This window comes from Thalassoglobus neptunius (genome assembly GCF_007859735.1).
Classification (GTDB): Bacteria; Planctomycetota; Planctomycetia; order Planctomycetales; family Planctomycetaceae; genus Thalassoglobus; species Thalassoglobus neptunius.
In genome coordinates this window covers 1343623-1367288 of record NZ_SIHI01000001.1, presented here as the reverse complement: position 1 = coordinate 1367288, position 23666 = coordinate 1343623, and the positions used below count along the sequence as shown (strand labels likewise).

At 52.1% G+C, this 23666-nt stretch carries 19 protein-coding genes; 9 read left to right on the top strand and 10 right to left on the bottom strand.

What is annotated here, in order from left to right; translation table 11 throughout:
- Positions 1 to 295: 295 nt before the first annotated feature.
- Positions 296 to 781 (top strand): Hcp family type VI secretion system effector, encoded by a 486-nt coding sequence (locus tag KOR42_RS05590; RefSeq protein WP_146507766.1) that lies wholly within the window; start codon positions 296 to 298, stop codon positions 779 to 781.
- A gap of 230 nt (positions 782 to 1011) precedes the next feature.
- Here the strand turns inward: KOR42_RS05590 and KOR42_RS05585 are convergent, their stop codons facing one another.
- The 6 genes from KOR42_RS05585 to KOR42_RS05560 all read right to left on the bottom strand — a co-directional run bounded on the left by KOR42_RS05585 (position 1012) and on the right by KOR42_RS05560 (position 7979).
- Positions 1012 to 1557, bottom strand: coding sequence for a hypothetical protein (locus tag KOR42_RS05585; RefSeq protein WP_146507765.1), 546 nt, complete (start codon positions 1555 to 1557; stop codon positions 1012 to 1014).
- 15 nt (positions 1558 to 1572) lie between these two features.
- On the bottom strand, positions 1573 to 2742 hold the full coding sequence (locus tag KOR42_RS05580; RefSeq protein WP_146507763.1) for a hypothetical protein: 1170 nt from the start codon (positions 2740 to 2742) through the stop codon (positions 1573 to 1575).
- A 353-nt stretch (positions 2743 to 3095) separates the two neighbouring features.
- Positions 3096 to 4646, bottom strand: coding sequence for a hypothetical protein (locus KOR42_RS05575; protein WP_231740679.1), 1551 nt, complete (start codon positions 4644 to 4646; stop codon positions 3096 to 3098).
- A gap of 30 nt (positions 4647 to 4676) precedes the next feature.
- A complete protein-coding gene (locus KOR42_RS05570) occupies positions 4677 to 6620 on the bottom strand; it encodes a multiheme c-type cytochrome (protein ID WP_197440890.1) in 1944 nt (647 codons plus the stop codon).
- A 280-nt stretch (positions 6621 to 6900) separates the two neighbouring features.
- A complete protein-coding gene (locus KOR42_RS05565) occupies positions 6901 to 7635 on the bottom strand; it encodes a hypothetical protein (protein WP_146507757.1) in 735 nt (244 codons plus the stop codon).
- Positions 7632 to 7979, bottom strand: a complete 348-nt coding sequence (locus tag KOR42_RS05560) for a PadR family transcriptional regulator (protein ID WP_146507755.1) — start codon at positions 7977 to 7979, stop codon at positions 7632 to 7634. Before KOR42_RS05560 ends, KOR42_RS05565 begins: the two co-directional genes overlap by 4 nt.
- 412 nt (positions 7980 to 8391) lie before the next feature.
- Between KOR42_RS05560 and KOR42_RS05555 the strand changes: the two genes are divergently transcribed.
- Together KOR42_RS05555 and KOR42_RS05550 are read left to right on the top strand one after the other, a co-directional pair.
- Positions 8392 to 8727 carry an EF-hand domain-containing protein gene (locus KOR42_RS05555; protein WP_146507753.1) on the top strand — a complete coding sequence of 112 codons (336 nt, stop codon included), beginning with the start codon at positions 8392 to 8394 and terminating at the stop codon, positions 8725 to 8727.
- Positions 8728 to 8982: 255 nt separating this feature from the next.
- Positions 8983 to 9825: a sulfite exporter TauE/SafE family protein gene (locus KOR42_RS05550; protein ID WP_146507751.1), complete on the top strand. Its 843-nt coding sequence runs from the start codon at positions 8983 to 8985 to the stop codon at positions 9823 to 9825.
- On the opposite strand, the gene KOR42_RS05545 is transcribed toward KOR42_RS05550, so the two are convergent.
- A complete protein-coding gene (locus KOR42_RS05545; RefSeq protein WP_146507749.1) occupies positions 9779 to 10507 on the bottom strand; it encodes a sulfotransferase in 729 nt (242 codons plus the stop codon). The genes KOR42_RS05550 and KOR42_RS05545 overlap by 47 nt on opposite strands.
- 693 nt (positions 10508 to 11200) lie before the next feature.
- Complete coding sequence (locus KOR42_RS05540; protein WP_197440889.1) at positions 11201 to 12328, bottom strand: hemolysin family protein; 1128 nt, start codon at positions 12326 to 12328, stop codon at positions 11201 to 11203.
- Positions 12329 to 13210: 882 nt separating this feature from the next.
- Here KOR42_RS05540 and KOR42_RS05535 point away from each other — a divergent pair.
- Together KOR42_RS05535 and KOR42_RS05530 are read left to right on the top strand one after the other, a co-directional pair.
- On the top strand, positions 13211 to 13657 hold the full coding sequence (locus KOR42_RS05535) for a peptidase associated/transthyretin-like domain-containing protein (RefSeq protein ID WP_146507747.1): 447 nt from the start codon (positions 13211 to 13213) through the stop codon (positions 13655 to 13657).
- A gap of 136 nt (positions 13658 to 13793) precedes the next feature.
- On the top strand, positions 13794 to 14828 hold the full coding sequence (locus KOR42_RS05530) for a DUF1559 domain-containing protein (RefSeq protein WP_146507745.1): 1035 nt from the start codon (positions 13794 to 13796) through the stop codon (positions 14826 to 14828).
- A 315-nt stretch (positions 14829 to 15143) separates the two neighbouring features.
- On the opposite strand, the gene gltS is transcribed toward KOR42_RS05530, so the two are convergent.
- Positions 15144 to 16349, bottom strand: a complete 1206-nt coding sequence (gltS, locus tag KOR42_RS05525) for a sodium/glutamate symporter (protein WP_146507743.1) — start codon at positions 16347 to 16349, stop codon at positions 15144 to 15146.
- Between the two features lie 386 nt (positions 16350 to 16735).
- On the opposite strand from gltS, the gene KOR42_RS05520 reads away from it, so the two are divergent.
- The 4 genes from KOR42_RS05520 (at position 16736) to KOR42_RS05505 (ending at position 21853) form a co-directional block, all read left to right on the top strand.
- Positions 16736 to 19069, top strand: a complete 2334-nt coding sequence (locus KOR42_RS05520) for an arylsulfatase (protein ID WP_146507741.1) — start codon at positions 16736 to 16738, stop codon at positions 19067 to 19069.
- A 78-nt stretch (positions 19070 to 19147) separates the two neighbouring features.
- Positions 19148 to 20608 carry a sulfatase family protein gene (locus KOR42_RS05515; RefSeq protein ID WP_146507739.1) on the top strand — a complete coding sequence of 487 codons (1461 nt, stop codon included), beginning with the start codon at positions 19148 to 19150 and terminating at the stop codon, positions 20606 to 20608.
- Positions 20609 to 20622: 14 nt separating this feature from the next.
- On the top strand, positions 20623 to 21231 hold the full coding sequence (locus KOR42_RS05510; protein ID WP_197440888.1) for a GNAT family N-acetyltransferase: 609 nt from the start codon (positions 20623 to 20625) through the stop codon (positions 21229 to 21231).
- A gap of 418 nt (positions 21232 to 21649) precedes the next feature.
- Positions 21650 to 21853 (top strand): hypothetical protein, encoded by a 204-nt coding sequence (locus KOR42_RS05505; RefSeq protein WP_146507735.1) that lies wholly within the window; start codon positions 21650 to 21652, stop codon positions 21851 to 21853.
- Between the two features lie 45 nt (positions 21854 to 21898).
- Here KOR42_RS05505 and KOR42_RS05500 read toward each other — a convergent pair whose 3' ends face one another.
- Positions 21899 to 23638, bottom strand: coding sequence for a sugar phosphorylase (locus tag KOR42_RS05500; protein ID WP_146507733.1), 1740 nt, complete (start codon positions 23636 to 23638; stop codon positions 21899 to 21901).
- Positions 23639 to 23666: the final 28 nt, after the last annotated feature.

The following is a 23666-nucleotide window of genomic DNA, read 5'->3' as shown; positions in this document are numbered from 1 at the left end:
TCTTCATCCTTGCCATCGCTAGAACCTGGTCGAAGAAGAACTGTTTTCTTCGAATGAAACTGCGTTCTGGCAGGACGACTTCAACCACCGAAAACGCCTAAACCATCACAATAAAAAGAGTTGCGATGAAATCAGGAAGCTTCTGAAATTCTTTTTCGGAAATCACGCAACCCTTCCGAGGAATTTTCGAGAATAGGGGTGTCAGCATCAAGCGGGCAACAAAAAACTGGCCGCTTAAAGCAATCTTTTGAACTGGAATCACTCACTTTTTCACTTTCACTCTGGAGACGTTCACATGCCTGCTTTCATGAAACTCGGCGACATCAAGGGCGAAGCAACAGACGATGCACACAAAGACTGGATCATCATTCAGTCGATGAGCTCTCCGATCTTTCGCTCAATCGCGGAAGGTGCCAAAGACGCACAGCGAACAAAAGGGCAAACCAGTCTGGGAGACGTCGTTGTCGTCCGCGAACTCGACAAATCGTCAACCAAGCTCCAGGAAGCTTGTGCCAACGGGACCTTCTTCGATGAAGTGGAAATTCACTTCTGCACGACCGTCAAGAACAAGCAGGAACCTTACCTGACTTACAAACTCAAAGACGTCATCGTCACCAGCTACAGCTTCCACGGAAACTCGGCAGGGGATCCGCTTCCGAGCGAAGAAATCACTCTCGGCTACACCGAAGTCGAATGGACCTACATCACTGTCGATCCCAAGACTGGCGACAAAAAGGGCAATGTCCCTGCGAAATACAACCCAGGAAAAGGAGCTTCGTAACCGTTCGACTTCAAACGGCAAGAGATCCCGGTTTACGACTGCCTGACTTGAGCACTCAAAGAGATGAATTGCAGCCGCTTGCACCAGCAAACGCAGCAGCCATCGTAATAAGCAAGTACAGGCGGATGCACCGAATTGAGCGACAAGCTCGCCATATTCAATTGTCGATTGAACGAACTCGAGTTTTGATCACTCCCAGAAGCGTGAGCAATCATGTTTCTGGGAGTTTTTTATTTGCTCGTCTGCAAAGTCAATCGGTGAAAACGGTATCGACAATCATAAGTCCCGAGAAAGAGGGCATTCTCATCGGGAGTCCGCCAGTAGTCGCTGAGGCTGAGTTCCGTTGGTTGTCCGCTCCATTCGACGACGAGAGCACCGTCGACAGCAACGGAGACGGAGTCATCTTCCACAGTCAACACGACCTGTGAAAGCCGTCCCATTTCGAACAATGGGCGATCGACAGTGGTGAAATTTCCGACGTTCTTTCCATCGACATTTTCCAGAGCGGAAAGCAATTGACCTCCTTGAGCGTAGTTGAGCAACGTCACGAACCGTGACTCACCGAGCCGACTTCCCAGAATCAGCCCACTCGGAGGATCGAGCGGTTCGACAATCGCGATCAAACGGTACGGCCCCGACACCTTGCCAGGAAGTTCGATTTTCGCACCGTACGTTTTCGGCGAGACAATTAGGTTGCCGTCTTCACGCGTCCAATCGCCATTCTTCCATGCTTCAAGAACATTCAGATCTTCCAGCTGATCACTCTCGGCTGTCACGGAGAATGAACTTTTCTAGCCGGGAGATTTTGGGCCTTCATCCAAGAGAACAGAACGAGACATCTCGGAAGCAATCTCATGAGGCTTTCCGACCTGAAAATCCCCCCACAACTCTTCGAATCGTCCATCCTCGAGTGTGACTTTGACGCGATAACTGACTGGAGTATGCCGATCAAATCGCCCCAGCGATATCGAACTCAAATCTGCACGCGACGCATTCCGAAAACTCGATGTCGACTCCAACCACGGCCCGTGGACATCCGTCTGAACTTCTGCAATGCAAGACTGCACAATCGCATCAAAGGGAAGATCGAGCTTCAGAGAAACTTCGTCTCCGGGTTTCGGTTCGAGGGGATCCGGGATCGCTCGAAACTGACGGAACAGATTGTCGTTGTTCTTCTTTTCGGTGTCCGACTGCGGCTCCCACCCCAACCGAACTTTCTGGTCTTTATCAAGCCAGGACTCGCTGATCCATCCTCGGTACTGACCGAAGCTCATAACGGACCCGTTTCCGGGCTCAGGGTGAGGAAGTCCGATCGTATGTCCGACTCCTTCGTGATAAACAACACAGTCACTTCCCCGATAGGGAACGCGCCAGCCATCAGCGCTGACCAGTCCCCAACCTTTCCCTTCACGGGAGAGATAAGTCGCTCGAGCACCTCCGGACGTCGCTCCCGGAAAGTGTTGCGATTCGATGAACTGTCCTTCGAACTCAAGCCCGTTTTCCGTTTGCCGGAGCCGGTAAAAGTCATCCAGCGGTCGCCAGTTGATCTCCGACAGAACGAGCACGATTGGAAAGGCTTCTGAATCACTCTCGTTCCAATCAAAGTGCGCGTCGACTTCCCGAAGCGTGCGGAAAAAGATTGCATCCCCATCACCTTCGCGAAGCTGTCGAGTCGACAATCTCGAAACGAATGGCTTCGCTTCGACAGTCGTCTTCAGCACCGACTGTCCGTCGTATTCAAGTTCGTGGAATTGCTCGATACGCCGACAGAAATAGTCAACGCGACGTTTCCAGTCGGTGAGCGGTTGCCGGTCATTGGGGACGAAGTAGACAACAAAGACATCGATTTTCTCGATCGAATGACGCCCATCCCAGGTTCGGACTTCTCCCACGACCACATTCACGAACGTATTCGCGACCAGAAAGGCTAGCAGTCCCCATAGACGTCGTCCGCGCATCATTCAATCACTCCACCAGCTGAATTGGAACACCACCGAGAAACCCGCCTTGGAATTCTCAGAGAGATCCATAACTCTCGATTCACAGGATTCACGATCGCACCAAGCTACTTCATCAGCTGGCAATTCTGCAGTCGTCGGAAGTAGAAACTGGCGAAAATACGTTCACTTCCACGAATCAACCTATGTAGTTCCGTCAACGTATCAAAGAGCGTGACCGAAACGAAAACGCGCGAGTCCTGTTGGCGAAAAAGCCTTCACCAATTCGCGCGAGCGAAGGCTGCGTCGACAAGAAGAGACACGTTCAAGCGAGCGATGAGTCACTCGAAACGTCAAGAGTCTTGATGAAACCGGGACTAGAAAATGACTGTGGTGGAAGCAAACAGTCCTTCGCGCCGGAGAGCCGGGTTGCTTGACCAGTTTTTGATTCCGCGAAGTTCGAAATACATTCTCGTCGTCATTTTTCGCCGGTATCGAAGTCCCGCCCCGTAGATCGGGTCCGAAGCTTGAGACTCGAAAGCGAACTCTGGAATGATCGCTTCGTCCTGATTGTTTCGGAAAAATTCAACTCCTGCAGCTACTCCGTAGCGTTCCACAGGAGGACTTCCGGCCGCGATGTTGAACAATGGATTCACCGCAAATGCGTTGCGAATTCGATCGAGGTTTCCTCCGGCAATGGTCACCCAGTTTTCGCTGGCGTAAAACAGGTTGAGGTAACTCACTGCGAGATCGATCCCGGTGAGGCGTTCAACGGTATGGCTCGTCGAACGAGCCATGTTCGATTCGAGTACCTGAAAATAGCCATCGCCCCTGGAATTTTGATCTCCAATTCGATACATCGTCCGCGCAGCGACACTGACCGGGCCGAAGAATTTTGTTCCGCTCAACGCGAAATAGTGGGCGCGAAATTCTTTTTCACGATCACGAAACAGCGCAACATACTCCGCCTCAAAGAATGAGGTGCGATAGTCGGCCGTCACTGCGACGCCTGCCAAATCACTACTCGCCGGATACGAATCCACTTCGTCGATCGCATAGAATCCTTGGACGTTCACGTTGCTGAATCCGAGCGAGAGAATGTTGTTCTTCGCCACCGCGAAACCGGTGATTTCATCATCCATCAACAGCCCGTTCTGAAGCCGAAACGGAAACCGTCCGATCGTGAAGTTGATATCGAGTTGATGACGGTCATCGCCGAGCCATGGCCCGAACAGGCTTTGCAGTTCTCCTTCGAACCACCAGCGTTGCGGAACTCCCGTCGAGTTGTCGATGTACTCCGACGGAGAATTCAACCTCCAGAACGAACCGCCGGTATTCTCTTTCCCAAGAGGTCGGAACTGAACATGAAACCGCTCAGTGCCCGTTAGTCTTAATTCCAGATCAATGTAGAGTTGATGACCGATTCCGTTTTGTTCGGTCCCGCCCTGGTCGAAGACAGCTCCGAACACTTCGTAAGCACCATGACCGACGAACTGCGGCTCCCACATATTGGGATTCGAACCGAACCAACTCCAGTCGGGGCTCCAATTGACTATCCCCGGCCCCAGATATTTATGCGGGCGCGCGCACCATGGTTGGGGTTCGTCCCAGCATTCGTCTAAGCGCAAATTCTGGGGATGGCTTCCTTCACAGACCGGAGCGATGGCGTTGAGATAGTCGCTCGTGTAGTACATGTGAGCCCCACCATGGGTGAGAAGTTCTTCTTCCAGCGGGGGCAATTCGACGAGTTGTCCCCCTTCGTAGTACATGATCGGAAGATCGGAATCTTCGGTCGGCTCAGGCGGAACATCGTCCAGATACAGAAATCCAGCAGTCTTTTTGTCTTCAGCAGCGCAGGGGTGACCGTTCGTCATACCGAACATGACGACTAAGAAAGAAACACAGAGAATTCGACTCCGATGAAACATTCTGCTGTCAATTCAAGGGATGGATATCACTCAACGAACGTCGATCACACTCTCATATTCATCGATCACAACGGTCTCAATGAGGTGTTTCAGATGCGGAATCCCAATCTTGTCGAACAGGGCAGGGGGAAGGTTCCGGTAATTCAATCGCACACGTAAACGATGAGGCCCAGCACATTCGCCCAACCGAACTGGATAGGTATTTCCCATCGTATCGAGCGGAGGCAGACTCGCCTTCGCAACTCGGAAATTGGCCGGGCGCCCAAACGACTGGGCTGGCGCGGGGTTCGGACGCACAACGTTAATGGGAGTCAAATCCCGATTGACCGGGATAATGACGGATCGTTCGGTCCCCTGAACGGTGAGAAGCGTGAACTTGCTCTGAAAATTCAACAGGTGACGATCCCATTGCAGGTGACCTGCTTCAACCTGGTGGCTGTGTTCGTCACGAAGGTCTCCGTTGGAATCCAGATCCCCCGACGAAAAGACCGTTCGTCCTAACGGGTCGACGACAATAACCTCGACCCAAACTTGACGCTCGGCGGTGAATCCCGTCGGGAAGTTGTGTCCGGCAGTTTTGCTGACGACATCGACGTGAACTTTCATCCGTCGATTCCGAATCGCTTCTCGCGGATGCTCGACACGTATTTCCGCCGCGTTCTTGAGAAGTTCAAAACGCAGATCTCTGGCTTTGGCGAGTTGTTGACGGTTCCGCACTCGTAAATGTGTCAAAGTTTCCTTCTGGTGCGGAGTAAGATTCTTTGTGTCCCGGTAATCAGTCTCGTACATCCAGTCGAGTTTGTACGGGAACTCGGTATCCGGAAGCATCGAATAGTCCGGACCGACGAATGAATGATTGGAGAGTGGTCGATCAGGGAGCATATCGGGGTCGATTCCCGGAACGACCGCCACTTTTCCGAATGGACGATCACAGGCTTTCACCGGAACTCCGGGGATTGGGCCCATGTGACAATCCTGACACGAAATTCCCTGCTTCGCGGCCGGGCTGTTTTGCCATTCACTGAAAGCTTCTTCAAGCCGCACACCAACGGGGTTGGTAACATCATGACATGTGCCGCAGAACGAAGATTTCGTTAGATGTGCTGACTCTTCAGCGGGATGACCAGAGCCATCCGGATCCACGGAATCCTTGAAAGGCCCGTACATGCAACCATCTCGCAACAATCCGGGAGTGACCGGAAGTCGACCGCTCGCTTTGTAAAATGGCTTTTCCAGTCGATGGCAGACGACACACGTCACGCCTTCCATGGAAATCCGCGAACGATGAACATTTCTCATCGATGCGTTCTCTCCGATCGAAACACCGATCGGTGTGTGACAGCGAGTGCAAAAAGTTCCAATCGTCCCGCCGGTCCGCTCGACCATTGTCAACGTAAAGGCTTCGAACACAGGGCTATGCTGTGCATAGGCATGCATCGAACGGGACCACTCTTCGTACTGGCGAGGATGACACTGGGCACACTCGCGCGCGGAGATGAAATCCGTTTCCAGGAGCGGGCTTGTATCGCAGGTTTGTGGAAGAACGTATTCGAGAGCGCCGGATTCAATCCATCGATGAAGCGTTTCCAACTGTCCTTTGGAAAGCCATTCGCCCTTGTCATCGGGTGGCATTTCCGGACGTTCCGGAGCGTTAGAATCAGGATCGAAAGCGTGGTTCCAGTTTACGTACTTCCAAAGTAGAGACTCTTCGGGAAGTCCGGGGATGACGATTGGTTCCCCAGTGAACTCGCCGTCGGCCATGACTGCTTCGTACGTGGAGAAGTCGTGCTGTCCTGAATTGGGTCGGTGACACCCGCTGCATTTCGTCCGTAAGACCCAGTGAACTTCCAACCAGTCCTTGTTGTAGGGCAGGGTGTTTTCGCGAACGACTGGAGGAGCCGCTTCTGCAGAATCTTCAATCGACTCACCGGTCAGCACCAACGAAATCCCGAGCCAACCGACGACCAGCAGCATCACGGTCCATCGATGACCACGAAAACACTGCGCAGGCCGATGATCTGAGACATCGGTCGCGGATTGAGTACAGACTGAGCGCGCAGGCTCGTTTGTGGACTTGCTCTTCATCCCCCCCCAACGCCATCAAAATCCGTTTCGAAAGGCGTTCGAAGCAGAATCCGCAGATTCCGCTCATTCACCAGACACAACGCTGGTGACCCTCTTTATCATCGGACTGTAGGGGCTGCGCGATGCAGGAAGTTCACTCAGTCGAGCGAATCATTTGCTGAGTTCGGGCTCAAATTTCCAACTCTCGCCACTCGGAAATCTGACTTAACTCATTCCGAAACAAGAAGATAACGACAGAGAACATCACCGCCGCTCCGACAAATGCCATTCCCATTAGTGGAAACAGATGTGAAGGCAGTTCCCATTCGCTGAAAATTCGTCCGCCAAACAACAAAACCGCTTCAGCGACCGCCGCAGCGACTCCAAACAGGGTCGCTCCGCGAATGAGTTCCCATTTCGACAGTGCCCCAACTGGCCGATCGACCAAGGGTTGCGCAATTTGCAGGACAACAAACGTCACCGAAGCGGCAGTCAGCGACAGAATGAGAAAATAGGGGGCGATCAGCCACGCAGACTCTCGAACGGTGGAGAGCCCCAAAGCAGCGAGAAGCAGGATGACGATCAACTGAACGAAGAACACAGCCCCGACCCGAAAGGAATTTCTGACCGCAAACGCAAGATGAGATTCCCCAGCTCGGCGCGAGAACGACTCGTCGAGTCGGTCCACCCACTGGAGTGGTTTCGAAATCCCCAATTGCAGCTGTTCGCGAATTTCATCGAGATCACCGAACCGAGCCAGTGAACGCTCAAGCGCTGAGGTTTCGTCGTGAGTCGCGGAAAACTCCTCCTGGTAGATCTGTTCCAGATGCGAATAAAGTTCGTTTCGCATTCTCATTTTGCTGCTCATCGGTGCGTGAACCGGACGCACGACACGCTCCACTGGAGTCATCAGGGAAGGATTCATAGGACACCTCCGACGATCGGTCCAATCGTGTTGACAAACGACTTCCACTGCTCGCGTCCTGAGTTCAATTGCCGCTCGCCGCGTTTGGTCAATTGATAGATCTTCCTGCGCGGACCGCGTCGTCCGGTGGTCTCCTTCTCCCACTTCGAACGTACGAGCCCTGCATCTTCGAGCCGATAGAGAACGGGGTAAACGGTCCCTTCCTTCAGTTCAAGAGCCCCATTTCCAGCAGCACAGAGTCTTTTCACCACTTCAAACCCGTGAGCTGCTTCGGATTCGAGGACGGAAAGAATCATCGTCTCCAAATGTCCGCGGACCTGATTTCCTTCAATCGGCGTCGGCATTTGTCCCTCCTGATTTTCGAAAGAGTCACGGAACTCTGCCCGAACAGCTGTTGTTCGATGGGCGAGTCAACACAAGAACAATATCACGCCAAATACCTAGCGTCAACAAGTAATCAGTCAGGTTCTTCGAAAGCGACACGCAGTGGACAACAGACCGGGACATGCAAACGTTCCCGCGTGCTCTGAGTGTTGCAATCCGATCGCTTGCAATATCAACGAAAGTGGATAGCATCAATCGATCATTGGACAGCCCGCAATCTCCAACTCTCAGCGCGTGATTTCTCTTTTTGGCTCGTCCATGTGACCGCTTGAATTTAGCGGTCCGCTGCTGCTTCAACGTTTGGGATGTTCTGCAAACGTTGCCTCTTTCGTCTTACAAGTTATCGCTCCACTTGTTTTGAAAGGTGTCCCGATGAATCGATTGCGTCTGACTCTGCTGAGCCTGGTTTTCGTTGGCATTGCTGGCTCGCTGTACGCTGCTGAAGAAAAGAAAGCCGACGCCAAGAAAGCCGATCCCGAAAAAGTCTTCAAACGACTCGACAAAGACTCCAACGGGCATTTGACCTGGGAAGAATTTAAGACCCGTCCTTCGAAGAAGGAAAAGACTGCTGAAGAGACCAACAAGCAGGAAACTCGGTTCAAAGCACTCTTCGCCCGGATGGATCAGGACAAAGACAAAAAGGTGACGCTGGAAGAATACAAGTCACCGGCTCCAGCCAAGAAGAAGAAAAAGGCTGCCGCTGAGTAACAGTATTTTCAGAAACAACTTTTTGTTGTGAACGGTAAGAACGTTTCCAGTCTTTCTGGACCAGTTCCCACTGACGCACTCTGCTCCGCAATCCCGGAGTCAGAGTGCTGTCATTCTTGAAGTTCTCGTGAATGTCAGAGCGATTCTTCGCCGACTCGATTCCCCACAAGTCGATTCTCTTGACGGGCGTTTCTCAACTGTCACCATGTGCGGGTCGACACTCCCGCCCCATTTCTCCGACCTTGAGACGCCTACTTGCTTGCTTTCACACTGACAGACGGTCTCAGCACCGTTCTCATTTGCGGAATCGTTTTCCTCGCAGCAACAGTTCGATCAACGATCGGATTCGGAGAGGCACTCATCGCGATGCCGTTGCTTGGAACGCTGCTTCCTCTCCATGAAGCGGCTCCACTCGTCGCGATGCTCTCTTTCCTCAACGGAACCGGAATACTGGTTCGAGAATGGGAACACATTCGGTTCCGCGCTGCTCTTTCGTTCACACTGCCAGCGATTCTGACCGTTCCTCTCGGGGTCTGGCTGCTGCATAGCGGGGATGACCGAATCGCGAAAACTCTACTGGCGGTCGTGATCCTTGTCTTTTCGATCTGGACACTCAAACACTCCGATGGCTTTCGACTCAAAGATGATCGCTGGGGTCCGTTCGTGGGACTGGTCGCCGGATTTCTGGGAGGAGCGTACAACACTTCCGGACCGCCGATTGTGATGTACGGAGCACTGCGACGATGGCCGCCGGAACGCTTCCGGGCCATGCTTCAGAGCTTTTTCACCGTCACAAGTATCTGGGTTCTGACGATGCATTTTCTCTCGGGATCGGTCACTTCGTCAGTGCTTCAGTACTTTGTGACCAGTCTCCCGATGGTCGCTTTGGCGATTTGGTCGGGACACCGGCTGGCCAGATTGATCTCCCCCTCGCACTTTGCGCGAATCGTTCATCTCGTGCTGATTCTGATCGCGGTGCTGCTGCTTCTCAACGTCGCACTTTCTTCCACTTCAAGGAGTGTTCCAAGTGCCGCCGAGGAGGTGTCCTCCGTTATGACGGTCGAAGCCCCGTCTTGGAATCGATCTTGCCTTCCTTAAGTGCATCAAAGAATGCCTGCTGAGGGGCAACGCTGTGATCGTTCTTCTGAGGGAAGAGAATCTGCTTGGTGTCACATTTCAGGAATCCACAAAGCAGCTGGAACCCGTTCTCCCGCAACAGGCTGACGTCGGGAATGTCGAGCAGCTGGTCTTCTCGGCCTGAGAAATAGTTTCGGACACGATCCTGATGTTGGTGATACGCCTTCAGGAAAACATCGGGATCGAATTCACTCTGACCGAACGTCATTCGTCGAAAATCCGCCATCGCTTCAGCAAACTGGCGGTCTTCCTCAGTCGCTCCGTCTCCGGTCTTCAGCAATCGCAGCCCGATAAATTGCTTTTCTGCTGACTGAATCCATGACTGAAGATTTTCATCACGCCGAACGTTGATGAAGAGACTCTCCGGAAACTGCTGATCGAGAGCTTCGAAAATTTCAGGAATACAGACAGGGTAATCCGCGAGCCCATCGCATTCACTCAGGATGTCGAGATCGTAGTCCTTCCGGGCGATCTGCTCATGCATGCGGATGAGGCGTTTCGCATCATGATGATGCGGAGACTGTTCCCCGAAGATTTTCCCGAGGTGGGCGACCGAAACTCCCAACGCGCCGAGTCCTTCCGCCATTGAGACGGTCGCACAGCGGGGAAGTGCGATGACATGGATCTTGTTGAACTCACGCATAAAACACTCCCTTGAGCGCGTTGATCATTCCGCAATCACAGACGACAGATTCTGCCAGGAAAGTATTCGGTTGATTTGAGGCTGACGTCAACGAGAGACATGTGAAGTGAAATCGACAATGTCGCCACATGGTAATCCAGCGTCTGCGAAAATGCATCTTTGACGACCACCGCTCGATTTGGCACTCGATCGTTGATCGGCCATCGATTGCAATTTCTTCGGTGATTGAATCACCTCTTCCGGAGGCGATTTTCGGCACATCAGGTTTCGTGGAGCCAACTCGATCACTGATTAGAAACCGGGACGTTTAAGAAGAATAACGAAAATCGGCAAATCCGATACATTTCCTATTGAGAATGGACTCACCACGTTGTCAAACTAAATGAACGGACTGTGAAAACTTGACGAAAGTTCATCGAACAGCGAAATCCGAGTTCCGAAAAAGCGCTTCTCCTATCACCGGACCTCAAATTTTGTTGGTGAACTGATCGGTCTGGATGAAAACAGACCACTTTCAACAAGGTGCGCTGGCCAGTGCTTATGACCCTTTTCCTTGCCCGGGAGAAGGGTCATTGCACTTGTGGCCGCGAAAATTCCCTCCAGTCCCATTCCTTCAATTCCAATTTACTCGGCAAGAGGAAACGAGTTCGAGGGAAGCTCTTCATTCTCAAGAAAGCTGATGTCTGACGGGACTTAGTTCGAGTGCTCTTCGGTGTCGGGAGCGGGCTTCGCGCTGATTGGTTCGGAGTCGAGCCCCATTTCTTTGGCACGCTTCTCCCACTGCTTTCGTGCTAACCACTGCTTTCGTGCTAACCGCTGCATGTCGTCGGTCCGATCCATTTCGTCGACAATTTCCATTCCAAGTAGCGTTTCGATCACATCTTCCATCGTGACAAGTCCGTCGGTTCCTCCGAACTGATCGACAACGATCGCAATATGAGATCGCTCATTGAGCAACAGGTCGAACAACTCGGAAAGTTGAGTCGTCGCACTCACTGACCGCAAGGGCCGTTTCAGCTTGGTGAGAGGCGTGTCCGGTTGATCATTGGCCTGAGCGAGCAAGATATCGGACTTCAATACAAATCCGGTGATTCCATCAATTGAACCTTCGAAGATGGGAATTCTAGACACGGAAAGATTGGAATGTTTTGCCAGCACTTGCGAAACACTCATCGATTCCGGAAAGGCCCGGATCACCGTGCGGGGTGTCATCACATCTTCCGCCGTCAACTTTTGAAGCTTAAAGAGATTGGCCAGAATTCGTGATTCGCTCGGATCAATGTGACCTCCCTGCGCACTAATCGCTGCCATCGCAGCCACTTCGGCTCGCGTCACAATTTCCTGACGGTCGGAGCCAGCAATCAAACGGGTCAAGACTTCCGAAAGAAGAACCAATGGATAGAGAATCCAGATCAGCCAGTTGGTCATCATTGCAATCGGTGCAGCCAATGTTCTCCAGTAGACAGCCCCGAGGGTCTTCGGAATGATCTCGGACAGAATCAGAATCGCTAGCGTCATCACCGCCGAGGCCCATCCCACAGCATGGCCTCCGCCGGATTCCACTCCCCAGATTTCTGCAGCCTGTGCTCCAACTCCCGCAGCCCCCACGGTATGCGCGACCGTATTCAAAGACAGAATCGCCGCGAGGGGACGATCGACGTTGGCCTTCAGTTTTTCCAGAAGCAGGGCAGAGCTTTTCCCCTGTTCCTTAAGAGTGGCGATATAGCTGGGAGTCACGCTGAGAAGAACCGCCTCCGCGACGGAACAAAAGAACGAGAAACCAATCGCAATCAACGCGTAGAAAACAAGAAGTGACATCATGTGACTAATTTTTCAAGAAAGATTGTGGATGACCGACGTCCCGATTCTGCCGAGTTCTGCCTGCAATAACAATTCCGCTCCACTCTTCGGTCACCGGAAACTTACGTCAATCGAAATCGAAACGTCTGTTTCTGGGTCGCCTCCGGGTCTGCTCAAACGCTCACACGGAGTGCCTTCAATTGGATCGACAGCGCCTTCCAGTCTCGTCCAGTGTCACGCCATCATTGTTGAACGAGCCAACTGTCTGGACGGCTCGTTAAGTTTTCTTGAAAAAAGATGGCACAAATTGGATAGGAATGCTCTGATACGTTCTGTAACATACAACGGTGAACACTTGTTCGCCCCCCACATCCTCCATTTGATGGAGGCTTCATGACAACAACCTCCCACCACTTAGGTGCATTTTTTCACCTTCTGATCTGGAACGGATCACGATTGGTCACGGTTGACGAACGCAGTCGTCCATCTGACAACAGCTGGCCAGTGCGTGTCCATCAGCAACCAAATCGATTCTTTCGCCAGGCACACAACCTCGCTGAGCTGAGCTCAAACATTCCAATCAGCGAATTGATCAGGGCAAGTCTTGCGAGACTCTCCAAGTTGCAAAGCGTCTCTCCCGGAAATCACATCTCTTCCGGAAATAGTGTGAGAAATCCTCCACACAGTGACGTCAGAATTGGGGTTGTTGCTCAATTTGCTGTTTTCCGGTTTTCCTGGAGTTTTTCTCCCAAGGGTAAACAAACCAAATGCGAATACCTCCCGGGTCGTAAGTCTATTCGGATCTCGGAGGTGAAGACTTAATTGCACGCAGATTCAATTCGTTTATTCAAAATCGTTTGGAACATACAGAAGTTCCACCAGACACTATGAAGGACCAAGTTGATGCCGATGCGAATTTTGCTTTGCTTAATGCTAATTGCGCCACTTGCTGGTTGCGGAGGAAGTGACAACGACCTCCAACGAGTCACCGGAAAAATCACTTTGGACGGCCAACCTCTTCCAGACGCTTTTGTGGTTTTCGCCCCGAAAGAGAGTGGAACAACATCATACGGTCGAACCGACGCCGAAGGTGTTTACGAGATGATGTTCAGTGATGACGAAAAAGGAGCCTGGGTCGGGGAGAATGTTGTCAGAATCAGCACAGGGGATGTGTCGATGGGCAGCTCAGCCGGCGCAAAAGAGAAAGTCCCGGCAGTTTACAACGTCAGTTCAACCCTGACTGCAGACGTCGCTGCAACAGGAACAAACGAGTTCGACTTTGATCTCAAGTCCGATGCAGGCAGAATCGTCGAATCCGATCTTGCCCGAGATGGGGACGAAAGTCCCTGAAGAGCGCTGATGCGAATTGCGAATTCGTTTCCGCCCTACATTCAGGACGGCGTTATTCGACTCGTTCAGTGGACACTTATTTTCGTCCAAATCTGTTTGTAATCCATCTCTTCTTTCTATTTATGAGGTGCTGAAAATGTCTCCTTCACAACCAAGACGTCGACACGCATTTACGCTGATCGAACTGCTCGTCGTCATCGCGATCATTGCGATTCTCATCGCGCTTCTGCTTCCAGCGGTGCAACAAGCACGGGAAGCTGCTCGGAGAACTCAATGCAAAAACAACCTCAAACAAGTCGGGTTGGCGATGCACAACTACCATGACGTTTACGGAAAATTTCCTCCCGGCTGGATGTTCCAGAGCGAAGCAATGTCAGTGAACGGAAACGGCGTACGGAATCGCGGTGACCGCCCGAATCGTGCACCGGGCTGGGGTTGGAGCATGTCGATTCTCCCGATGATCGATCAGGCCAACCTGTTCAACATGATCCAGTTCGATGGGCGCGGGATGTGGGAACCGCCGAACGACGAAGTGATCACTTCGACATTCACCATGATGACCTGCCCTTCATCCACTCAGCCGTCTCACTTTAAGATCGGAGCAGCCAACGGAAGTGTTCAGTTCAACAATCCGGGAATCGCGTCGACAAGTTATGTCGCCTGCCCGGGCTCCTTCGTCCAGTCGGCTTACTACACGCAACCTGCTGGCCGGAAGAATGGAATTATGATCGAAGATCAGAACTTCGGATTCCGAGACATCACGGACGGTTCTTCCAATACAATCCTGGCCGGTGAGGTCAAATACTGGGGAGTCGGAGCAGACACTGGCGGCGGAGCTTTCTTATGGGACGCAACCTGGTATGGACACTTCCAACGCAACAACAACGGGCGTGCGGATGCTCCTGAATCCACCATGCGAGCGGGAGAGTTCCGAATCAATCCTCCATCAGTGGCCAACAATAATACGAAACGCAACTCATACGGAAGCTTGCACATTGGAGGAGCTCAGTTCCTCCTCGCAGACGGATCAGTCCGATTCCTCAGCACAAGCATCGACCACACTCAAACGAGTTGGGCGAACGTGAACAACAACGTCGTTCCATGGTCGGAAGTTGGAACATTCCAACGTCTCTGCGCCCGAAACGATGGTCAGGTCGTTGGATCGTTTTAGAAGTATCCCAGACATGTTCCTTCAGTCTTGAATGACTGGAAGACACAAGTTCGAGTACAGTTCAATAGAACAAAACACCGCTGCAAGATCAGTTCTTGCAGCGGTGTTTTTCATTGAACGAGGGTATTCTTGAGTTCACGAATCCAGCGCACGTATTAGATTCAGTGAATCGATTTCCCGCTCTAACTCGCGGTCTGTTTCAGTCTATTCGAAGAACCACTTTCAGCCTGAATTCACAACGGATGCGCAACTCGTTCAAAGTGCGAGTTCATGGTTTATGAATCGAGCGTGATCAAGAAGCGAAGTGACGAGAGGTCACAGGGTCTGCTGCATGATTGGCAGTCCGACGAAGAACTTAATCACCATTGCGTTGAGCACGTCGATAAAGAAAGCACCGACGAGCGGGACGACGAGGAACGCCTTGAATGACGGTCCGTACTTGCGAGTGACCGCGCTCATGTTGGCGATCGCCACCGGTGTGGCCCCCATTCCGAGACCGCAGAACCCGCCGACGATGACAGCTGCGTCGTAGTCTTTGCCCATCGCTCGAAAGATTACGAGGATGCCAAACAACGCGATCACAAGAACTTGAATTACTAAAACAAAGATGATCGTCCCGAAGGAACTCGCAAGCGACGAGAGATCCATACTCATTAAACTCATCGCCAGAAACAGCTGGAGTGCCACTTCTCCGACGTAGTCGAAATACGTGAGCGGCAACGGTTTTCCGAAACGATCGGACAGGTTGGTAATGACGATCCCGACCATCATCGCTGTGAGGAAGCCAGGCAGCTTGATGTCATTCGAGAAGAGCCAGGCGTTCACGACTTCGCCGAATGAAAGACATAAGGCGAGGATCAGCATGACCCGCAATGCGAGATTGAGCGAGTAAGGTTCCGAAGACTCAGACTCTTCCGCGATGGATGCCTCTTCGGTCGTATTTTTTGGTTCAAGGTGATTTCGCTTAATCAACCATTCGGCCACCGGTCCCCCAATCACTCCTCCCGCAACGAGACCGAACGTCGCAAACGCAATCCCAATCAAATCGGCATTCGGCAGGCCCGCAGCTTCCGCCTCCTTGCCCCAGGCGATCGCTGTTCCATGTCCCCCGGCGAGTGACACACTTCCCGCGAAAAGACCGTATGCCGGATGTGATCCCATTGCAGATGCGACCATAACTCCGATGAAATCCTGAATCACCAGAAAGACTCCCGCACACAGAACCATCACTCCGAGAGACTTTCCTCCGGCCGCGAGCCGTCCGAACTTCGCAGAAATTCCAATCGTCGTGAAGAACACCATCAGCAGGGTGTCACGAGTTGCCATTTCGAAGACGATTTCAGGTCCGCCGATCGCTCTGACAGCCGCGACCGCCAAGCTGCAAAGCAACCCACCAGTCACAGCAATGGGGATGCTGTACTTCTTCAACATCGAGACTGCCTGTGTGATGCGGTTACCCACCCACAGCACAGCAATCGCGACGATGACAACATCGACACCGGTCACCTGAATTTGATTCATCGATTCTTTCGCCTTTGATATTCGAAGTTTTATTCGCCGACGCTACAGAGTCTTGAGCGTCGTCGCGAAAGCATGCTTGACTACATCTGGAAAGTGAAGAAAGTCGTCGAAAGAACCAGGACCGCCCCACCTTGGAGGGTATCCTGATGATATTTTGAGCCTTTGACAACCACTCCGGTTCAAGGAGTGAAGCGACAATCTCAGACCTTCGTCGCCTGCCCGGTAGATTCTCATTCGAAGCGATGTTAAAACGAGGTGTGTGAGTTGACCCGGCAAGCCTCGGTTGTTGAAGGCATTCGAAGTTTGATGATCACATCTCGGTTCACTTACGACCAATTCTGGTTACCAATACAAATCATTTCCAATGAAATTCCGAGGAAGACATTATGTCGATGGTGCAATTTCGATGCTGTCTCGCTGCACTCTTCTTCGTCGTCGCTACGACTGGGCAGGAGTCTTCCGGGCAAACGCAAATTCCTCAACCTGATCCTCCCTTTAAGGGAGAGGTTGGAGAAACGCTGAGTGATTCGACGGCATCTTATCCGCAGCCGTTACGCGCACGGGAAGGTTCACCGAACGTGCTCATCATCCTTCTCGACGATGTCGGTTTCGGAATGTGTTCTCCGTTTGGTGGTTCCGTGCAGACCCCAAATCTTCAGCAACTGGCCGATAACGGATTGACCTATACTCGATTTCATACAACGGCTCTTTGCAGCCCGACACGAGCAGCACTTCTCGCTGGGCGAAACCATCACTCCGTCGGAACAGGTGTGATTATCGAGATGGGGACCGGTTTTCCCGGGTACACCGGAATCATTCCCGAAAGCACGGCCTTGATTCCTGAACTCCTTCGCGGGAATGGATACGCAACCTCGATGTTCGGAAAGTGGCACAACACTCCTGAACCAGACATCAGCCCAGCTGGCCCCTTTGACCGCTGGCCGACTGGTTTAGGCTTTGAGTATTTCTACGGATTCAATCAGGGAGAAGCCCACCAGTTCTACCCGACTCTTTACCGAAACACGACCTGGGTTTCCCCGCCGAAAACTCCGGAAGAGGGTTACCATCTCACTGAAGACCTCACGGACGAGGCGATCAAGTGGATCAACAATGTCCGAGCTGCCAATCCTGACAAACCGTGGTTTACCTACTTCAGCACCGGTGCAGTCCATGCTCCGCATCATGTTCCGAAAGATTGGCAAGGGCGCCACAAAGGCAAGTTCGACCACGGATGGGATCGCGAACGAGAGATTGTTCATCAACGGCAACTCGACATGGGAGTCATTCCTCCCGGCACCAAGCTGACGCCACGACCGACAGAGATCCCATCTTGGGACAGTCAAACGGACCAGCAACGAACTGTCTACCTGCGACTGATGGAGAACTACGCAGACTTCATGGCGCATACTGACTTTCATGTCGGGCGTTTGATCGACAGTCTGGAAAAGTCCGGTGAACTTGAAAACACACTCGTGCTTTACATCGTGGGCGACAACGGCGCCAGTGCCGAAGGAGGTCTCGAAGGAACGTTCAGCGAACTGGCAAGTCTGCTTGGAATTCAGCTTGGCCTGGAAAGCACCGTCAACCGGCTCGACGAAATCGGTGGTCCAACAAGTGAACCGCATGTGCCTGTCGGCTGGGCATGGGCCATGGACAGCCCGTTTCAGTGGACAAAGCAAGTCGCTTCTCACTTTGGGGGAACGCGAAATCCAATGGTCGTACACTGGCCGAAAGGGATTCAAAGCAAAGGGGAGCAACGCACTCAATTTCATCACGTGATTGACGTTGTTCCGACGATTCTTGAAGCCTGCAAAATCCCTGAACCCAAAACTGTGAATGGCATCGATCAACAACCGATCGAAGGCGTCAGCATGCTTTATTCGTTCGATGATCAGGCAAGTGAAGGGACGAGACAAACTCAGTATTTCGAAATGTTCTGCAACCGGGCCATCTATCACGACGGATGGATTGCCTGTTCTCACTTCGGAGTTCCGTGGGACACAAACAGCCGAACCGGCGACTTTCTAAACGCCAAATGGGAACTGTACAACATCGAAGACGACTTCTCACAAGCGGTCAATCTCGTTGAAGAACATCCACAAAAACTGAAAGAACTTCAGGATCTGTTCACAGAGGAAGCACTCAAGTATCAGGTCTTTCCGCTCGATCCTCGATTCGCTGAACGATTCGATCCGAAGCTGCGCGTTGGGGGAACGCCTCCTACGAGTTGGAAGTACTACGGAAATGATGTTGCGATGCCTGATCCGATCGGCCCGCAGATTTTTCCGCGCGGACATAAAATCACCGCGAGAATTCAGGTTCCTGAGAATGGTGCTGAAGGTGTGATCACGTGCGCCGGGGGATTTTCAGCCGGATGGGCGTTGTACATTCAAGACTCCAAGCCCAATTTTCGGTACTCGTGTTTTGACATTGCGAACGTCAACATTCCTGGAACCATTCCGGTCGGAACTGGAGAAGTGACCGTCGCAACGGAATTCACTCCCAACGGCTCGAAAGAGGGCGGGGGAACACTCGAGCTATTCGTCAACGGAAAACCGGTTGGCAAAGGGGAACTGCCGCGTTCTCTCTTTCGCCATGGCCTGGAGCCTTTCGAAGTTGGACGAGACTCCATCACTCCCGTCGACCCGGCATATGCCGATCGCGGAAAATTCGAGTTCACTGGAACAATTGACGAAGTCCAGTTTCAACTTACTGAATAAACCCTCACCATCCGAGTTGCCGACATGCCGGCACTCCACCAACATCCTGCCCAACTCCCTCAGTAAAGAAAGAGAGACATGACTCCAGTCTCACTCCTGCCGACTCCACAACTACGTCTTGCTTTAAGCTTCTTCTTAGCTGGACTCGTGATCATTGGTTCTAATGAGACGAAATGTCTTGCTGAGAGGCCGAACATCGTCCTTGTCATGGCTGACGACATGGGTTGGGGACAAACTGGCTACTACAACCACCCGGTGCTGAAAACTCCCAACCTCGATGCCATGGCATCCAACGGTCTCCGGTTTGATCGATTTTATGCAGGAGCGCCGAATTGCTCACCGACTCGCGCCACTGTCATGACGGGTCGAACGAACGACCGGACCGGAGTTCTAAATCATGGAGTGCCGCTGAGGCCGCAAGAGAAGACGATCGCCCAAGCACTGCAATCAGCCGGATATGCAACTGGCCATTTTGGCAAGTGGCACTTGAACGGTTATCGCGGCGCCGGTGCCCCCATCCTCGGCGACGATATTCGCAGCCCGGGACGGTTTGGTTTTGACCACTGGCTGTCTGTCACCAACTTCTTTGACCGTGATCCAATCATGAGCCGCATGGGAGAGTTCGAAGAATTCGAAGGCGACTCGTCAGAAATCATTGTTGATGAAGCAGTGAAATTCATCGGCCAGCAAGTTGACGAGTCACGCCCATTCTTCACGGTGATCTGGTACGGAACTCCGCACAGCCCGTTCGTGGCAAGTGAAGACGATCGATCTGCGTTTCGATATCTGAATGAAGCATCCTCAAATCACTATGGAGAGCTTGTGGCGATGGATCGGAGCATCGGAACGCTTCGGAAACAACTTCGAGAACTTGGAGTTGCCGACAATACTCTCTTCTGGTTTTGCAGCGACAACGGCGGGCTTCCCGGAATCAAACCGGGCACAGTGGGTGGCCTCCGCGGCTTCAAAGGAACCGTCTACGAAGGGGGATTGCGAGTTCCTGCGATCATTGAGTGGCCCAGCGAAATTTCGAGTTCCCGAATCACTGAATACCCAGCATGTACGATGGATATCTTCCCGACCATTTCCGACATCGTCGGACTTCCGGAATCGTCACGCATCACCCCACAAGACGGTGTCAGTCTGAAGCCATTGATCGAAAAAGAAATCGATCGACGTGAAAAACCGATGGGTTTTCGACATACCGGTCGATCTGCATTGATCGACAATGACTGGAAAATCGTGGCTCCCAAGAAAAACTCGAACGTCTACGAGTTGTACAACATTCAAAGCGATCCGAAGGAAACCCAAAACCTGATCGAGGAATCTCCGGAAGTTGCTTCCCGCCTGATTCAGGAACTGCAGCAGTTTCACGAATCCGTCGATCAAAGCATTGCCGGTCTCGACTATCCCGAGAAAGAAGTGATTCCTGCTGACCCCGGACCAAAGAGTTGGACCGAAAGCGACGAGTATCAACCGTACATCGACGAATGGAAGAATCGTCCGGAGTACAAGCGTTACTTTCAAAAGCAGAAGTAAGAGGAATTGAATTCGTGTTGCCAGACTCTGCGAGTCACGGTCTTCCGCCGTCGCGACTGGCATACCCGAATCGTCGTCGGAGGCGCGTGCTGATCACAACATCGGCCACGCCTCCAGACCACGAACACCCACAGAGGCAGAACGTTTTGTCATTTCAAACGAGACGATACGTTCCGGGTGAAGAAGAGTTGCTTCGACAACTTTTCTACAATACCATCCGGAACGTCAATCGGCGTGACTACACACTTGAGCAGGTCCAGACATGGGCTCCCGACTCGATTGATCCTGAACAGTGGAACTCACGGATCAAGACGATGAACCCGTTTGTGTGCGTCACCGATGAACAAATCGTCGGATATGCGGCGCTCCTCGAAAGTGGCTACGTCGATCATTTTTACGTTCACCATTTGTGGCAGAGCAGGGGAGTGGGACGGGAATTGATGCACGCCATTCTCGATGAGGCGACCAATCTCGACCTGAACGAACTGACGTCCGATGTCAGCATCACGGCGCGTCCGTTCTTTGAACGATACGGTTTCCAAGTTGTTACGCCGCAACAGGTCGTCAAAGATGGAGTCGTCTTCGACAACTTTAAGATGCACCGCTTACTTTCCGAAGAATAATTCCGGGGTAAGAATGGATGGCATCGATTTCCACGAAAGAGGATCGTTTCCCCTTCCGGCCGACAGGGCATCTTCATCCCTGTTTTCAGCGATTCACACGAGTCAACGCAACGTTTTGGGAACGTCGAGCATTCAAGTGAGTGCTGAGAAAGCGTGAAAATGATTTAAGAAAGTTCCTCGAAGAGCGAATGCACCCTGAACACATTTACCATTTACTCTGTGAACATCTTGCTGCCTGGGCTTCATTGACAAGTTCGTCCCCAAGCTGGCAATGATGGCAAGCCATTTGTCCCTCACTCCTTCGAGCATCTTTTGATTTAGTTTTCACTCACTCGCACGAGCTAACTCAGCCTTTTGTCTGAGGAAACAGAGCAAGCGAGTGCATCGGAAAAGAGCAACCTGCTCTAGAAAGAGTCTTATGCCTTTACCACTTTTACTCGCAGATACGATCAGCGCGAATGTTGCCCAGACTGGAATCGGCCTCGGTTCCGTGCTCGCGATTGTCTGTTCCTGGGAGAGAAACCGGTCGATCCTCTATGCGATCATTGCTGCTTTTTTCTCGTGGTTCTACGTCATCTACTTTGCTCTGACGCGGGAACCCGATGAAGTCAAAAAGTCATAGACCGAACCGATTCTGAAAGCCCAGCGTGCTCTCACCAATGCACTTTCAGTCGCCGCTCCAATTGGTAATCCAAAGCGTCTGATAGGGGGCGAGGGCGATTTTTTGTGTGCGGTCGTCGAAGTGTTCTCCGCTGAGAAGATCGAACCAGTCGTCGGTCACGATGAGGTTCAGGTCCGAAAGATTCAGGCTTCTGCGTCGCGATGTCACATTGTTGACCGCGAAGATACTTTGTCTTCGATCCCGACTTTGTCTCCAGAATCCGAAGAAGTGCGTCTTGAGATGGAGCGTAAACTGCACGGCACTGGGATCGAAAGCGGGCTGTCGGGAGCGAATTCGCATTCGGCGGAGAATCTCATTCGAAACTCTCGACTGCGGAGACTGTGGATCACTTAGAAGTTTCTCGAGTGCATCTGCGTCCCATTGATGTCGATTAATTGAGCGAGCGCGTCCGGTCTTCTCGACGAGTTCAGTATCGTTCGGCGTCGCGACCAGACTGTGAATGTAGAACGCGGGAATTCCTTCGAGCGCCATCATGATCGTTTGCGAGCAGATGAAGCGATCAATCTGAAAGCGGTCGAGGCCTTCAAGAGTTCCCTGAAGTGCATCGAACAGCGAGACGTTTAATTCGTAGACTTTTTCCGTTCCGTCGCCAAGCTTGCGTGTGGAAAGTTGTCCTCCGAATTTCTCGATGGTACTCACCATTTCTGACTGCTCATCATCGGAAAGCAGACCTTCGGCCGGACGCATTCCGATTCCGTCATGTGAGGCAGTGAAGTTGAGATAGGTGCATCCCATCGGGGCAGGGGGCATGCTCATCATCCAGGCCTTCAGATACTTGGACGTTCCGGCCAGCAGAGCATGGAGCAGCAGAGGAGCGAGACTAAAATTGTAGATGATGTGAGCTTCGTTCCCGTTTCCGAAGTACGTCAGGTTTTCCTGATTAGGAACGTTGGTCTCTGTGATCAAAACCGTCCCCGGCGCATATTCGTCGAGAACCGTCCGAAGGAATCGGACCATTTCGTGCGTCTCGGGAAGATGAATACACGTGGTTCCGATTTTCTTCCACAGGTAACCAATTGCATCAAGCCTCAGAATCTCGACGCCGTGATCCAGATAGATCCGGATGATCTTCAAGAACTCAATAAAGACGTCAAAATTTCGAAAGTTCAAGTCGACCTGATCGTGACTGAATGTGCACCAGACGTACCGGCTTCCGTCAGCGGTCTGAACTTCTCTCAACAAACTCGACGCACGTGGACGAACGACGCTCGTCAGGTCTGCGTTGGGATCGACTTCGACGAAGAACCCCGCACCGGGCGATTTCCCCGCCTGATAATTCTTGAACCACTCGCTCTCCGAGGAAACATGATTGATGACCAGATCGGCCATTAATCGATAGTCGCTGGAAACACGGTCGACATCGTCCCAGTCACCCAACTCGGGATTGATCTCTCGATAGTCGATGACCGCAAAACCATCGTCCGAACTGTATGGACAGAATGGAAGAATGTGGACGGAGTTGATGTCACTCTTGACCGTCTGCCTGAGAAACTGGTGCAACGTCTCAAGCGGAGATTCTTCTGACCTCTGAATCGAATCTCCGTAGGTGATCAGAATGGCATCTTGAGAGGACCACAATCCATTCCCGCTACTGCGTGGCTTCTTGACACCTTCCAGTACTTCCTCAATACGCTTTGACACATCCTCAGGAGGGATATTCGGGTAGAGAAGGTCGCAATGATTTCGGAGACGATGAAGATAGGGGGACGATTCGGGCTCGTTCATCAAGACAGAATTCAGTTTTCAGGGAAGG